The 15,506-nt window shown below is 43.3% G+C and carries 7 protein-coding genes; all 7 read right to left on the bottom strand.

The window, feature by feature from the left end:
- Nucleotides 1–101 precede the first annotated feature (101 nt).
- The 7 genes from ABD769_RS05785 to ABD769_RS05755 all read right to left on the bottom strand — a co-directional run bounded on the left by ABD769_RS05785 (nucleotide 102) and on the right by ABD769_RS05755 (nucleotide 15,491).
- The gene (locus ABD769_RS05785) at nucleotides 102–1,169 is read right to left on the bottom strand and encodes a LacI family DNA-binding transcriptional regulator (RefSeq protein WP_344850172.1); all 1,068 of its coding nucleotides are present in this window, start codon (nucleotides 1,167–1,169) and stop codon (nucleotides 102–104) included.
- A gap of 800 nt (nucleotides 1,170–1,969) precedes the next feature.
- Nucleotides 1,970–4,444 carry a glycoside hydrolase family 95 protein gene (locus ABD769_RS05780; RefSeq protein WP_344850170.1) on the bottom strand — a complete coding sequence of 825 codons (2,475 nt, stop codon included), beginning with the start codon at nucleotides 4,442–4,444 and terminating at the stop codon, nucleotides 1,970–1,972.
- A 281-nt stretch (nucleotides 4,445–4,725) separates the two neighbouring features.
- Nucleotides 4,726–8,355 carry a glycoside hydrolase family 2 TIM barrel-domain containing protein gene (locus tag ABD769_RS05775; protein WP_344850169.1) on the bottom strand — a complete coding sequence of 1,210 codons (3,630 nt, stop codon included), beginning with the start codon at nucleotides 8,353–8,355 and terminating at the stop codon, nucleotides 4,726–4,728.
- A 56-nt stretch (nucleotides 8,356–8,411) separates the two neighbouring features.
- Nucleotides 8,412–9,665: a glycoside hydrolase family 99 protein gene (locus ABD769_RS05770; protein WP_344850167.1), complete on the bottom strand. Its 1,254-nt coding sequence runs from the start codon at nucleotides 9,663–9,665 to the stop codon at nucleotides 8,412–8,414.
- The gene (locus ABD769_RS05765) at nucleotides 9,665–11,935 is read right to left on the bottom strand and encodes a GH92 family glycosyl hydrolase (RefSeq protein WP_344850165.1); all 2,271 of its coding nucleotides are present in this window, start codon (nucleotides 11,933–11,935) and stop codon (nucleotides 9,665–9,667) included. Before ABD769_RS05765 ends, ABD769_RS05770 begins: the two co-directional genes overlap by 1 nt.
- A gap of 41 nt (nucleotides 11,936–11,976) precedes the next feature.
- Nucleotides 11,977–13,257, bottom strand: coding sequence for an MFS transporter (locus ABD769_RS05760; RefSeq protein WP_344850163.1), 1,281 nt, complete (start codon nucleotides 13,255–13,257; stop codon nucleotides 11,977–11,979).
- A gap of 17 nt (nucleotides 13,258–13,274) precedes the next feature.
- The gene (locus ABD769_RS05755; protein ID WP_344850161.1) at nucleotides 13,275–15,491 is read right to left on the bottom strand and encodes a DUF7133 domain-containing protein; all 2,217 of its coding nucleotides are present in this window, start codon (nucleotides 15,489–15,491) and stop codon (nucleotides 13,275–13,277) included.
- Nucleotides 15,492–15,506 lie beyond the last annotated feature (15 nt).

Raw genomic sequence — 15,506 nt, 5'->3', positions numbered from 1 at the left:
GTTGAATTGTTTTATTGTTGGGATTGTGTGATTGTTTATAAAAAAGTGTCATCTCGACTAGAATGCAATGGAATGCCCGCCTGCTTCAGGCAGGGAGAGAACTATCTGGATAGATTTCTCGACTCCGCTCGAAATGACGGTCGCTCCATCTGCACTTTAACCGCACTGGATTCCCTTATATTTAGTACACAGGGAATATTGATGGTAGAAAACATACCTTCATCGTTCTTTTGTGCGAATTTTGCCAGAAGCAGTTTCATAATGTGCTGAGCAATTTTTTCCATGGGCTGCCGAATTGCCGTAATTGCGGGAGAAATAAACTCAAGCAGCTCAAAATCATCGAATGATACCAATGCGAGGTCGTCCCTAAATTTTCTATTTGGCGATTTCAGGGCGCGAAGACCTTCCATGGTGAGGTAATTGGCGGCAAATATTACGGCATCGATCTGGCGGTTTGCATGAAGAAAACTGGTAATGATATTTACTGTACTCCCGTTGCCTTCATATTTAATTTTCAGGATTGTTTCTGCCTTTCCATGATCAGAAACCGCATGGCGGTAGCCTTCCAAACGGTCGGTCATTTGTTGTTCTCCGGTATCGGTAGTAATAAAAGCGCAATTGCGGTAGCCATTTTCAAAAAGGTGTTGAGTAGCTTTGTAAGTACTCGAAAAATTATCCACCAGCACATAATCGGCCGGGATTCCGGGCAGGTAACGATCGAAAAGCACTACGGGAACTTCAGAATCGACCAGTTTTTTAACTTCCTCTTCCATGCCCACAGCCGTGGCCACAATGTATCCATCAACACGCCTTTCGGTAAAAGCATCAACCAGTTCGGTAAATTTATTTTTTTCTTTCCCGGTACTGCTGAACAGGATTTTATAACCGTGTTGTGCGGCTATCTCTTCCAGAAAATGAGCAATGCCCGAAAAAAACGGATCTGAAATATGATCGACCAAAAAACCGATGGTATTCGATTTTCCCGTCCTCAATCCTTTGGCAAATGAATTCGGACGAAAGCCAACTTCGGCTACCAGATCAAGGATTTTAGCGGTTACTTCTTTGCTGATAAATTTTTCTTTCGCCTTTCCGTTAATTACAAACGAAACAGTGGTGGTAGAGAGGTTTAGCCTTTGGGCAATGTCTTTAATTGATATTTTTTTTGTCATGGAGATTTAGATCTGTAAGCATGTGGCCAACGAAATAAATCCTGATAAAAATTAACGGGTTGATCTGGTTAGCAATGGCCAAAATATCCCTGTTCGATTAATAAAGCCTTAAAAAATGATTAAAAACGGATTTTATTTGAAAAACCAATGAAAAAAAATAGGCTTATGGGTTTTAATTGCCTGCGCATTAAGTAAAGGTTTTTTAACCACGGATGCACACAGATAAACACGGATTTTTTTTCCCGCAGATTTAAAAAGATCAGAAACGCAGATCAAACAGATTTGAATGTGTAGCTAATATTAAGACGGATTATTTACTGGTCTTAGCGTCTCGCTAAGACAATTATTATTTGCTTCGCCTGCCTGGCCGTTCAAACGGGAAGAGATCCATCTCAATAGATTTCTCGACTTCGCTGCGCTCCGCTCGAAATGACGGCACGAGGGGCTTTACTACTAATAACGACTCCAGCTAGGCCTTGGCATCGTATCTCCGTTCTGCTTAAATCCGGCCTAATAAATTTTTTGGCAGGCACTGCACCAGCCGCCCCACTGGCTTTAAAAGAAAAATTTTCAGCCGGCGTTTTTTGGTTCTTTTTGACGCCAAAAAGAAGGAGCCCTTCGGCGGCGGCGAGCCGAGGCAAGGATGAGCTGTGAGGCATAATTGGATTTTTATTGGTCTTAGCGTTTCGCTAAGACAATTGTTTTTTGCCGCGCCTGCCCGGCCGTTCAGGCGGGGATGCACAGATAAACACAGATTTTTTTCCCGCAGATTTAAAAACAAAGAAATCGCCTCTTATTTATTACTCAAAATAATACGTTTTCCCTGCTTCCGTTTTAACATCATACAAAACCGATGGTTTTAAAGCTACAGGATTAAGTTTTGCACTTGCTGCTATAATCGGTTTTTGCTGTTCCTCTACTTCAAACAAAGGGTTAGGATTTTTCCCTTTTGCCAATGCCGGCGTTGCTCCTTTTACATACCTTAAGGTGTTGGGCAGGCGTAATCTACAATTTCCGCCAAGCGCTGAATGAACGGTCAACTTAGTGATTTTGCCTTCTTTCCAGGTAATATCAAAGCTGAATCCTCCCCGAGATACCAATCCGCCAACACTTCCGTTTTTCCAGGCATCAGGCAAGGCAGGTAAAACATAAATAAAACCATCCTGAGATTGGAGCAGCATTTCGGCCACGCCGGAGGTACAGCCAAAGTTGCCATCAATCTGGAAAGGTGGATGTGCATCAAAAAGATTCGGGTAAGTGCCTCCATCCTGTCCGCTTTCGGCAACCGGTGCCGGACTAAGCTGATCGGTAATTAATTTATAGGCGTGGTTACCATCCAGCAAACGGGCCCAGAAATTTACCTTCCAGCCCATACTCCATCCGGTCGATTTATCGCCCCTGTTCAATAGCACGGTTTTAGCGGCATCAAAAAGCTCGGGATTATGATAAGCCGAAACCTGGTTAGAAGGATATAAACCATAAAGGTGCGAAGCGTGGCGGTGTTTATCGCCCGGCCTGTCGAAATCCTGTAACCATTCCTGCAGCTGACCAAAACGTCCGATCTGCATCGGCGGAAGTTTAGCCCTTAACGTTTTTAAGCTGTCGGCAAAAGAAACATCCTGTTTCAAAGTAGCAGAAGCTTTTATCACATTGCTAAATACATCAAAAACCAACTGATTATCCATTGTAGTGCCCGCAGCAAGTGCCACACCTTTCTGGTATTCGTTTTCGGGCGACATAGACGGAGATACGATCAGCCATTTATGTACAGGCTCTTCCTGCAGTACATCTTTGTAAAACATAGCCAGCTCCTTTAACACCGGGTACATTTCCTTCAAAAACTTTTTATCACCGGTGTACAGGTAATGTTGCCAGATATGCTGTGTTAGCCAGGCACCACCCATGGGCCACATGCCGTAATAACCACCATCCGTTGGTCCGGTAATGCGCCATAAATCAGTATTGTGGTGCATATTCCAGCCACGGGCATGGTACATTTTCGATGCACTCTCCTTACCTGTTATGGAAAGATCTTTAAGCATGCTGAACAAAGGTTGGTGCATTTCGGAGAGATTGGTTACCTCAGCCGGCCAGTAATTCATCTCCGTGTTGATGTTTACGGTATATTTGCTGTCCCAGGGCGGAGCGATTTTCGAATTCCACTTGCCCTGTAAGGTTGCAGGCTGATTTCCGGGCTGTGAACTACAAATCAACAGGTAACGGCCAAACTGGAAGTAAAGTGAAACCAGGGCCGGATCATCGCCTGATTTAAACTTTTTGATGCGTTCATCGGTTGGGAGTTTTGCCTCATCAGTAAAACCAAGATCGAGTTTAACGCGGTCGAAATATTTTTTGTAAGCCCGGATGTGATCTGCTTTTAAGGCCTGGTAACTTTTGCCCATCGCCAATGAAAGAAAGTTCGAAGCTTTTTCGTTTTCATTAACATCTAAGGTTTTATAATTCTTAAAGTTGGTCGCGATTGAAACAAAGATGGTTGCGGCATCAGCATTTTTAATCGTCAAACTGTCTTTTTCTGTTTTTAATGTACCGCCTTTGGTTTTGGTTTTAACGAGGGTGGCGTATTTTACCAAACCTTTTTTTCCTTCCAGATCGCCCGTGATCCCGCTTAATTTAAGCGTATTATTTTCGGTAATGACTTTGTAATTTGGCATCGGACTGTTCATGCCCAGGTTAAAACTGATGCTTTTAGGTTTATTAGCGGTGATCCTGATGATGAGCACCTGATCTTTAAGCGAGGTAAATGTTTCGCGCTTATAGCTTACACCGTCTTTGGTATAAGTTACGGTAGCAATGGCATTGCTGATATCGAGATCGCGGTAATATTGACTAACAGGCGCTGTATTTCCGGAATGGATAAAGAGACTTCCGGCAAGCTGGTATTGCATCCCATGGTTGTAACCTTCGCCACTGGCCCTTTTAAAAGTATTATTTGCCAGCTGCTGGGCATCATTGTATTTTTGATCGGCCAGTAATTTACGCATGTCGCTAATATTGTCATATACATCTGGCAACACATTATTGCCGGGTCCGCCAGACCATATCGTTTCTTCGTTCAGCTGGATTTCTTCTTTATCAGGATTACCATAAACCATAGCCGCAAGTCTTCCGTTGCCCAGGGGTAAAGCCTCATTCCAGTTGCTGGCCGGCTTATCGTACCAGAGTTTCATGGTATTGGGTTTTACTCTTTGAGCATTGCCAATCAGAGAGCAAAAGAGCAGTGTGGCGCTAAGGAGGCTGATTTTCTTCAGTAACATGTTATGCTGGTTAGGGAGATTTTTAATTTATTGGTATTGGTGGTAAGATAAGATTTATTGTTTTGTTTTATGTAGGCACGTCATTTCTATTGATTCGTCATCTCGACTGAAGCAAAGCGGAATGGAGAGATCTATCGAGATAGATTTCTCGGCTACGTTGCACTCCGCTCGAAATGACGGAATGTGGGAAGCAATCTTTTTTGCAGGAAAGATTGCTTCGTCGTACCTCCTCGCAATGACGTTTTTTTTTGCTTGCGTCTTTTCACTTTGGTCTTTTAGCTTTAGTCTTTCACCTTAACCAACTCCTCCACCATATTTACAAAAAGCTTTGCGGCAATTGGATCGGTATTTCCTTTAGTAAGCAACATTTCAGAAAGTATTGCGGTTCCTTTATCGGTTACCTTTACAATCGGAAAACCCCTGATGGCATCTAAAGTTTTGGTACGCTGGTCTATATTTCCTTCGAGATAACCATGCACCCTGGTAAATGCGGCGAGGGCTTCTACCCCCGTGCCTCGGTTAATGCGGTAGGCACCCGAACTTACCGTTGGGTTCTGCCTTTCGTTATTGTTGAAATAGCGCAGTTCCATTGGTTCAATTCCTTTAAAAACAATTGATTCAGGAATTTCCATCGAAACAATTTCCCCCTGTTCTTTTACTATACTTCTAATTTGTTCAGGAAATATCACTGAAGCCAGACTTCCACTATTTAACAGCAATAGTTTACCGCCATTTTTTACAAATTTTTGGATAGCAGCAGCTGTTGTAGCTGAGGTATTTACCGAATCCAATCCGCTTAAAATCAGTACATTTGGTTTTTGTTTTATCGCGGCATCAACATCAGCAGCAATAGTCACTTTTAAACCTGAATTTGCAGCGAGCTGAGCAATTTTACCTCCCTGATCAACCAAAACAACCTTAGAATCGCTAACGCCATCTGCTTTAATATAATTTTTATCGGCAATGGTGATTTCGTAATCATTTGCCGAGATTATTTTCCCGTTTTCGATGAGTTTAACCACCAGTTTAGCATCTGTTTTCGCTAAAGAAAGGTTTTCAGGAAGGTTGATTTTTGGTGCAATCCATTTGCGTCCATAATAATCAACAGGAGGCATCGTTTCTTTGCCTTCTTTTAATACTTTTCCATTTTTATCTTCGATTGACCATTGAATAGTGCTTTGCAAAATGGCTTTTCCGTCTTCACTATCATTCACCACATAAAAACGGACAGGCAAGGTTGCCCCTGCGTAAAAATGCCTTCCCCATAACTCTGCAGATACCAAAATGGGTTGCAAAGCCTTTTTCATCTGGTAATAAGTGTGCTCTGGTTTAAGCAGTTTGGCATCTTCAATATTGCTAAACCAGGTGAGGGCTGCAAAATGCAGAATACCCGCAGCTTTATCGTTGGTACGCCTTACTGCCTCAGCCGATTCGCGGGTGATGAATGACTGTGCTTCTAAAAAATATTTCGGATCGGCATATTCGTAAGCATAGTTCCCCACCAATGAGGAAGGATTTTGATGTACATAAGTATAAAAACGCGTCGGGTGCCCGGTTTCGGAAGGATAACCCGTAGAAAACTCCTGACTAATCAACGGTCTGCCCGGGTTTTTGAAACGCTGTTGCCATTCGCCGTTAAATTCGGAAAAGATGGAGCCATGATACCAGTTGAGGTACCAATGCTGATCATCGATATCCCCATCATCGATGGTAGTATAAAAGTCCTTTCCAAATTTTTTCTCCTTGCGGATATAATTGGAATCAAAACTGATGGGTCTGGTGGGGTCGATTTCCCTCATTTTTTTCACTACGTCCGAAATGATCTTCATTTTAAGTTTCGCCCGTTCCATATCAGGATCGTTATCATAAAATTTCATCTCGTTGTTTACCGTCCAGAATAAAAGCGAAGGATGGTTACGGTACTTTTTAATCAGGTCGAAAAATTCATTCTTCCAAAGCTCTATCAGTTTAGTATCTGGCATACTGCTGTTGATCATGAGCCATGGCCAGCCACCTTCGTAACTCACCCCTACACCCTGATGATCGGAAGCATTCATCCAAACTTCGCTATAAGGTGCGGTATGGGTACGGGTAACGGCAATATTGCCATCGTGCATCAATTTAGAAAATGCATTGGCCAATAAAGTATCGTTTGGTGCCAGCGACATTGGCGTATGGTTTCCACCCCGCAGCCAGTAGGGCTTATCGTTCAGGTAAAAATAATCGCCTTTTGCGGTGAACGTCCTGAAGCCCGATTCTACCGTTAAACGATCAGTTTCCTGTTTGCCTTTACTCAAGATAAAGCTAAAATTATAAAGATTGGGTTTGGCCGGCGACCATAATTTAGGTTTTAAACTACTGATGCTATATTTGAAAACCTTTTCTTCACCAGCATTCAAATGTTGATCTTTTAAAGCTTCACCTGTGAATAATGCGCGTAGATCTTGATTATCAACTATTGATGTAGCCAGATTGAATGCACTGCTTTTAGCAGTATTGTTTTTTACAGTAAGCTCGATATCTGCACCTGCTAAATTAGGTTTGATAAATACATCGGTGATCTTTAATGGATCGGAAATCACTAGCGATACGGGTTGCCAGATGCCTGCAGGATCGTCGTTATAAAAACCATGCGCTAAATCTTTAATCATTTTATTGGTAATGGGCACCGTTACGGCCACATCGGTTACTTTATCGGCATCTTTAATGTCCTTTACAAAATCTCTCGAAACTTTAACTACAATCAGATTGCGACCTGGTCTCAACAAGCCTGTTCCATCAACTTTAAAAGCACCGAACATGCCGATGTGTGGCTCGCTGGCTTTTTTGCCGTTTATAAAAACCTCTCCTACCTTTGATACCGCATCGAAATCAAGTTCTAGGGTTTTGCCAGCCACTTCAGCCGGGAGTTCGATCCATTGGCGATAATAACCTACATCTGTTTTTTTATAATCGAAAGTATAGGCTTCGCAGCGTTCAATTTCTTTCTGGTAATGATTATCGGCCACACCTTTGCTTGCAGTATTGTACTTTTCGCCATGCAACCACTCCCGGTTCGGATTCCAAAACTGTGGAACGGTCATTACATGCCAGTTTTCATCACTACTTTCGGGTGAAATGGCCTTTTGGGGATCGCTGATTTCATATCCGGGTGCAAATAACCATTTTCCGGTGAGCGAGAGACTGGTCCTGCCGTTTGACACTGTGCCTACCTTTACCGGTTTGTAAGCAGCGCGCTCCTGTACTCTTTTTTGTGCCTTATTTACCAATGGAGTAGCATATTCCTGCACTTTATCATCTTTAAAAGCATCAGCCGCTAATGGTTTGATCGATAAATCATCAAATTCGTTTGCCAGCCAGCTTCCGCCAAGGATTACTTTTCCTTTCGGCGAAAACTTTGTATATGGATCTTTCACATCAATAAGCGGAAGGGTTTTATCCTCCAGAAAAACCTTGATCCTGTTGCCTACCACCTGGATGCGGAAATTATACCACTTTCCGGGAACAAGCTTAAAATCAAGGTGGCGGAGCGCCAGATGATCGTCGGTTCCCATGTAACCCAATCTGGCCAGGTATAAATCGTTCTGGATACCACCCCTCAAACCAAGGATGTATTTATCGTTTCGTGATGAAGCCCTGAAACCGGCCCATATCTGCACCTGTTTTTCACTTTCTGGCGTTCTGGCTTTAAAACTCACTTCATAATCGCTGGCTGCTGAATCTCCAAAAGCAACATCAATAGCTTTCGTTTTTAAAACACCCTGTTCTATTTTGACTGTTCCACGCCCGGTAGCTTCGAGCTTTTGTACGCTATCAAAGTGTTCGTTTATACTTTTTTGGGCAAATAGCGAAAAGAAGGGAAACAGGCTGAATAATATTGATAAAGAAAGGTTTAGTCGTTTTTTAAGCATTATAATTTGGTCGTTTTAATGGTTCTTCACACAGTAAGCCCCGGCTGTAAGTGTTCTTATTTGGGTAATGGAATATTATTTTGGAATGAAATTTCTTTTTTGAGCATTTTCGATGCAAAACCAGCCAGATAGAGGTAATAATCGTTTGGTATGCCTTCTTCGAATTTCACAAAACTATTCTCTCCAACCGGTGGATTTTTGGAAGCCTTAAAAATGGCCGTTCCTTCATCTACCTCATCAAACATGGCTACATAAATCATTTCTACACCACTATTAATCGCACCTGAAAGCTGTTTCCAGAAAAATTGGCCCCTGTTTCTCGGAATCTGATCAAATGGAGAACTGGGTTTCATGTTATGCCAGCTAAAGCCCGGATAAATTACCGGAACAAAATCCAGCCGATTGGCTTTGCACCAGGCCATATCTGCCTTGATCCGTTCCATCATTACCGGGATGTTTTCCTCTTTAAAACGCCCCACAAACCATGGCTGAATAATGTCTGCTTTTTTGCATACTTCGAGCAGTCCGGGATCAGCAATGGCATCGCCTTTAAGCTCGCGCCACTGTGTAGGTACGCCGAGTAATAAAGAACAACCGCCATAAACGGGATCGTGCTGAAGGAAATCCATAATTTTGGTGATGGTTTTGAGCGTATAACGCCTTTTATCGTTAAAGCCAATTCCCCACAAGGCAACCAGTGGTTTTTGGTTATGGTATAAATAAGTTTGTTTATTGCCACGGGTGGTGAGCCTTAAACTGTCTACCAGGTGTTTAAAATCATTGATCACCAGGTCTTCGTCGCCCTCCTGCATACCTGAAAAATCGTACATCAGCGATATGGCACGTTTATGTTTTCCGGCCGCATCGAGCGCAGAACGAAGTACTTTGTTATTGTGCGCCAAACTCTTTGCATTTTTAAGATTTGAAACAAAACGCTGTACAAATACCCCATCAATACCGTACTGCTCCATCCATTTAAAATGCAGCTGAACGGTCGATTCGTCGTAAGAACTGAAAAGGTAGGCCGGACTTCCGTCTTCATGCTGAAAAGCGGTTTTATAGGTTTTCTTGTATTCGGAAACATCGGGCCATACATCGATTTTAATGCTGCCGGGGGCAAAACCCTTGGCTCCGGCATAATGGTTCCAGCCACGTCCGCCACCATCTCCCAGCGCATTAAACCAGCCCTGGTAACCGGCCATTACCAAACCTTTATAACTTTTAAACGCACTCGTAGTGCTATGTTTAAGCTGTGCATTTGCCGTATAAGCAAAGCATAACATGATTAATAATATCTTATTCCTTTTCATTATTTGCCTGGGCTTATAGTTCCATTTCCCCAATTTTTGTTCGGTTTTGGCCCCATTTCGAGTTCTAAAGTAGCACCGCCAACCAGTTGCTCATGGGTAAACCATGGTGTATTTAATTCTTTTCCGTTCAGTTTGGCACTTTGTATGTATTTGTTCACCACCGAACTGTTACTGGCAATTACACGGAATGTTTTGCCATTGGGTAAGGCTATGCTCACTTTTTCAAAAACAGGACTTCCGATGGTGTAAGTAGGAATACCCGGCGTAAGCGGATAAAAACCCATGGAAGAAAATACGGCAAAAGCCGTCATACCGCCACCATCTTCATCGCCGGGAATACCGAAAACATTGTCTTTAAACCAGGTATTTAATAAAAAGCGTACCCTTCTCTGGGTTTTCCATGGTGAAGCAGTAAAATTATACAAATACGGAATATGGAAGCTTGGTTCGTTACCCATCGAATATTGACCTACGAGACCGGTAGCATCAGGAAATTTAGCATTAAATTCATATTTACTCCTGTCAAGGGGTTCCCTGAAAAGCTGATCGAGATTGTTTTCGAAGTTTTTGCTTCCGCCGAATAAACCAATCAAACCTTTCACATCATGCTGTACCTGCCAAACATAAGTCCAACCGTTGTTTTCGTCGTAATAATCACGGCCGCCCATTCCGCCATCGAATTTAGGGTCGATATTGATCCAGTTGCCTTTATTATCCTTTGGCATAAATAATTGCTTTTTCGGATCCCATAAATTGCGGTAGTTCTGTCCGCGGGCATTGAATTTTTTATAATCGGCTGTTTTGCCTAAATCGTTGGCCAGTTCGCCCAAAGCCCAATCGTCGTAACTATGCCCGAGGGTAATGGCTACAGCCTGGCGTTTTTCAAAATTATGTACTTCTGCAACAGTTTCCTTTTCGCCGGGATGCAAAGCAGGAAAATAACCTTTCTGGTAATATACTTCTTCCAGTTCTGTTTTAGGGCCATTTTTCCAGGGTAACATGGTGGCTTCGGTTGCGTTTTTGTACATGCCTTTATAAGCCTCGGCCATGTCGAAATTTTTCAGTCCTTTACGATGGGCATCCAGAAAACTTACAGTAGAATGAAAACCGTTCATGCAAACGTGATCGCCAAAAAGTACCGGAAATGTTGGCATCCAGCCGCTTTGGCTGTACATATTCACATAAGAATTTAGCATATCTTCTTCCTGTGCGGGGTTTAAGATTACGCGGAGCGGATGATGTGCCAGATAGGTATCCCATGCCCAGTCATCAACAAAAAATGGACGGCTGGTTTGGTGGATTTTGTTATCGTAACCACTAAAATACTGGCCACCTTCAGTAATGTCCACCATGCGCTCGTAGGTACGGTAAAGTGCGGTATAAAACGAACGTTTTTGCGCTTCTGTGCCTCCGGTGGTCTGGATCTGGTTGATTACTTTTGCCCAGGCATTTTCGCCCTGCGTTTTAATGCTTTCGAAACTTTGTCCTGTAAATTCTGCATCATAGTTCTTTTTAGCCTGAGCAGCACTGATGTAAGAAATGGCATATTTGAAACTGATGTTTTTTGCCTTGCTCTGGTCAAAACTGATCCACGCTTTTACACTTTTACCATCAATGGCACGCTCATTTACCACCTGACCGCCTTTAACCACACCAAAACTTGCACCGGCATCAAAAACACCATATAAATATACCTTAACATTGCCATGATAGGTTTCCAGGCCGGTTATTTCGGTATCGGAAATGAATTTATAAGCCGATTCACCGGGGTTGTACGTGCCCAGCAACAGCGATTTCTCTGCATTTGCAGGAAATACAAAATGGTAATAACCGGTCTTTTTTCCGGGTACAAATTCAACATTCACCTCATCATCAAGCAGAAAGGTACTGTAATACCAGGGCCGGGTTACTTCAAGGTCATAATCGTAGGTAAGCTGATTTTTCCAGTTTGCCAGCTCAATCTTTTTTACAGATGGTTTGATGGAAAATACCTCGCCCAAACGGTGGGAAACAATATTTAGGGGGAAGCTTGAAATCTGGTCGTCCATATAATCGCTACGTTGCGGAAACATGCGGATCATCTGGTTGGGCAATTGCACGGTTGGCCGGGTAGGCTGCAAAAGCTGACCCACATTACCAATACGTGGATCAATATATCTGAGGTTTCCGGCACCATCATTATTTTTTTCCTGTGCTTGGGCAACAAGGGAATTAAGAGAGAGCAATACAATATTGGAAAGGGCGATACAGGATATGAATAGGTTCTTCATTTATGGGTTAAAGGTTATCGTAAATTGGTATAGAAGCTTGTTTAAATAGCATGTAAAGATTTTGCTGCCCGTATTTTTCTGGAGCGCATATAAAGCAATAATCCGGTGAAAGCCAGTACCAGTATCAAAGGGATTACCAGTGTGGCCTGCAAAATTTCAGGTCCGGCCATATTTTTGGCCTCGTTCAGATCCTGTGCCAGTAGTGAACCTTCTGATGCTTTTGAATACACTTTAAGATCGGCACCCGCCGGAAGGTGTTTCACAATCAGTTTATCGTAAAAACTGCCCATAAATACGGTATAAATGGATACCGCGAACATGCCTGCCCCACCCATTAAGTTGAGGCCCAATGCGCCTGAACCCGGGATGTTTTCGGCCACAAAACCGATCATGGTAGGCCAGAAATAACATACACCAATCCCAAATACAATGGCGGCAAGGAAAATTGAACTTCCGGTAAGCGTACTCAACATATACAATCCGCTGGCAGCAAATATGGCCGATAACAGTAAAACACCCTGCGGTGCCAGTTTATGTACAACCGGTTCGGCAAACGCACGGCCGATAACCATAATACCCGTGGTAAGGGTAAGCAAAAGCAAAGCATTGTCGGTTACATTTTTCAATAACAGACCAATCCATTGTCCGGTAAAAAGTTCGGTAATGGCTGTGCCGAACATACAGATGAACATAAAAATAAAAAGCGGCGATAATACGGCACGGTACATATCGGAGGTACTGTAACCAGAGGTAACGCGTTCGGTTTTAGGAAAATCGAGTCTGGAAAACAGAAAACCATAAACCAGTGTAGGAAGCAACATGGCTGCTACCTGCCATTGCCAGCTCAAACCAACTTTTACAAAAAGTGTTACTACGAGCGTACCGATTACAATGCCACCGGGGAACCATAAGTGAAAGTGATTTAATTTTGTGGTTTTGTTTTCGGGAAATAAAGTGGCCACCAAAGGGTTACAGGCCGCCTCAACTGTTCCGTTTGCAATGCCGATAAGCAAGGTAGAAAGGAACAGGCTCCAGTAACCCTGTGCAAAAATGGTTAAAGCTATTCCTGCCAGGTGAAATACAAAAGCGGCAACCAGCAGGCGTTTCATACCCACAGCATCTACAATGAAACCACCAATGATAATGGCCAATGGGAAACCCCAGAAAGCCGTAGCAGTAATGGTACCCAGTTGTGTGGCATTAAGCTGAAACTCATTGGCAAGCTGGCCCATCATGCCCGCCCTGATTCCGAAAGAAAGCGAGGTAACAAGCAGGGCCATGCAGCTTGCCCAAAATAATTTGTTGGTTTGAATGTTTGGCATAGTGTTTTTTATAGGTTTTATTTAGATGATTCGAGTTCGGTAATTGTCCACGGTTTGGTGCGTGAGGCATGTAAATCACGCACTTTTTTTACATCAGCGGGTTTGATGGTGCTGGCTTTGTTGCCTAAATCGTTACGGATGTAGCTCAAAACCGAAGCAATATAATCGTTGGTATTAAAACCCAAAGCGGGCATAACATCAGGATAGGTTTTAGCATTGATTGGCCCCGAAAGTCCGTGAAGCAAAATTTTGATCAGCTTCTGAGGATCGCCGGTTACATCTTTTGATGAGGCAAGCGGTGGCGCAGGCATATCTTTGCCACCGATGGAAACACCTTTTCCGTCAGCACCATGGCAGGTGGCACAAAGCTGTTTAAAAATCAGTCCGCCCTCGGTTACCAGTTTACGGTCGGCCTCCGCCATTAATTTGGCATTACGCTCCGAAGCGGCTTTGGCATCAATGGCCGATTGGTATTTCTTCTGCGATTCTACCAGAACCGGAACATTGTTATTTTGTGCCAGCACATCGGCCAATAAGGCTTTCGATTGATCGGCTTTTGCATAACGCAGGCTTAGTGCAAGCTGAAAACGTACATCTTCGCTCGGATCATTTTTAAGTGTGGCAAGCATACTTAATAAACTGGTGTTGCCTTCCCTCAATTTTTCATCGCAGATCCAAACCGCAGTTTTTCTCACCGAAGCATCTTTATCCTTTAAACCCTGGTTTAAGGTTGGCTCATCGAGAGATTTTAAGCCATTAAGCGTCCAAAGTGCATGGATACGGGCAAGCGGATTTGCAGAAGTAGTGGCCAAGGTTTTTAAGGCCGGAACAACCGATTTATCGCCGCGTACCACCAATAATTTCTGTGCATTATCTCTCCACCAGCCATTTGGATGCTCCAGATAAGCCACCAGTTCGCTGCTCGGTTGGTTTAACATCTGCGGACGTTTTTTATCGGGTTTGATCCCATCATAAACCACCCGGTAAATGCGGCCACGGCCAATATTTTTGTCCAATCCACGTGGCACGATTTTGCTTCTTAAAAAACTTCCAGGTTTTGTCCAGTTTCCTTCCTGGATGATTCCGCGGTACATATCTACAATGTAAAGGCTTCCATCGGGGCCGGTTACACTGTTAACCGGACGGAAATTCATATCGGTAGAAGCAATAAATTCTTCTTTGTTATATGCATTGGTCAGGGTAATTTTTCCGGCAGTATTGGTCACTTTTGCCCTGCGGATTAAACGGCCAACCGGCTCACAAATAAACAGATCGCCTCTGGCATCGTTCGGTAAAGCGGTTCCCCTGAAAACAGATTGCCCGGTACAGCCCGTAAAGTGGTTCAGGGTGCTATCCGGACGGAGGCGATTCACTCCGCCCTGTACATCCGGGGTAGAAATAATCGGCCACACTGCCTGGAATTCATCATTATACTGGTCTTTAAAATCAAGTCTGCCATAAGCCGGGTTCTGCTGAAAGTTTAAAGCAGGGGTTTCGGAACCGGCAGCAGAAAAGTACAACCGGCCATAGTCATCGTGGGTAAGCCCCCATTGTCCGCTTGCGCCTTCTGGTAAAAATTCGCGTTTAATTTGTCCGTTTTCATAACTGTAGCGCGCATTTTCTACCGTAACATATATTTTATTATCGATGTTCCAGATTAAACCGCTTTTCTGGTGCTCAAGATTACCTGTATTAATGGCATCGTTATTAAATACCTGTTTTTTCTCATCGGCCACGCCATCCCCATTGGTATCGCGGTAGCTGTAAATGTTGTTAGAATTGGTTTCGTTCACCAGCAAACGATCATCAAGGGTTAAAATCATCCTCGGCAACACCAGATTATCGATAAAAATGACCGATTTATCCATTTTTCCGTCGTCATTCGTATCTTCCAGCCTTTTAACCGAACATACAGCCTTCATCTCCCCTGTACCGTCTACATCCTGCATATAGGTATTCATTTCGGCAACATACATCCTTCCGTTTCCGTCCCAAACAATGGCAACAGGCTCGTGTATCATGGGCTCACTGGCCACGAGTTCTAAATGATATCCTTTTTGCAGGTGAATCGTTTTCATACTTTCCTCCGGAGAAAGATAAGCGGGAGATGGATTGGTGTTAACGATGATTTTTCCATCGGCATCGCGTTTAAGGGCAGTTTGGGTAACTTTACAGGTATAAATGAAACTCGAAAGCGCCAGTATCCCTATTACGATTTTTTTGTTCTTTTTCATTTGTTGTTTGTGTTG

This window comes from Pedobacter jeongneungensis, from assembly GCF_039538295.1.
GTDB classification, from domain to species: Bacteria; Bacteroidota; Bacteroidia; order Sphingobacteriales; family Sphingobacteriaceae; genus Pedobacter; species Pedobacter jeongneungensis.
This window is presented reverse-complemented; position numbering and strand designations above follow the sequence as displayed.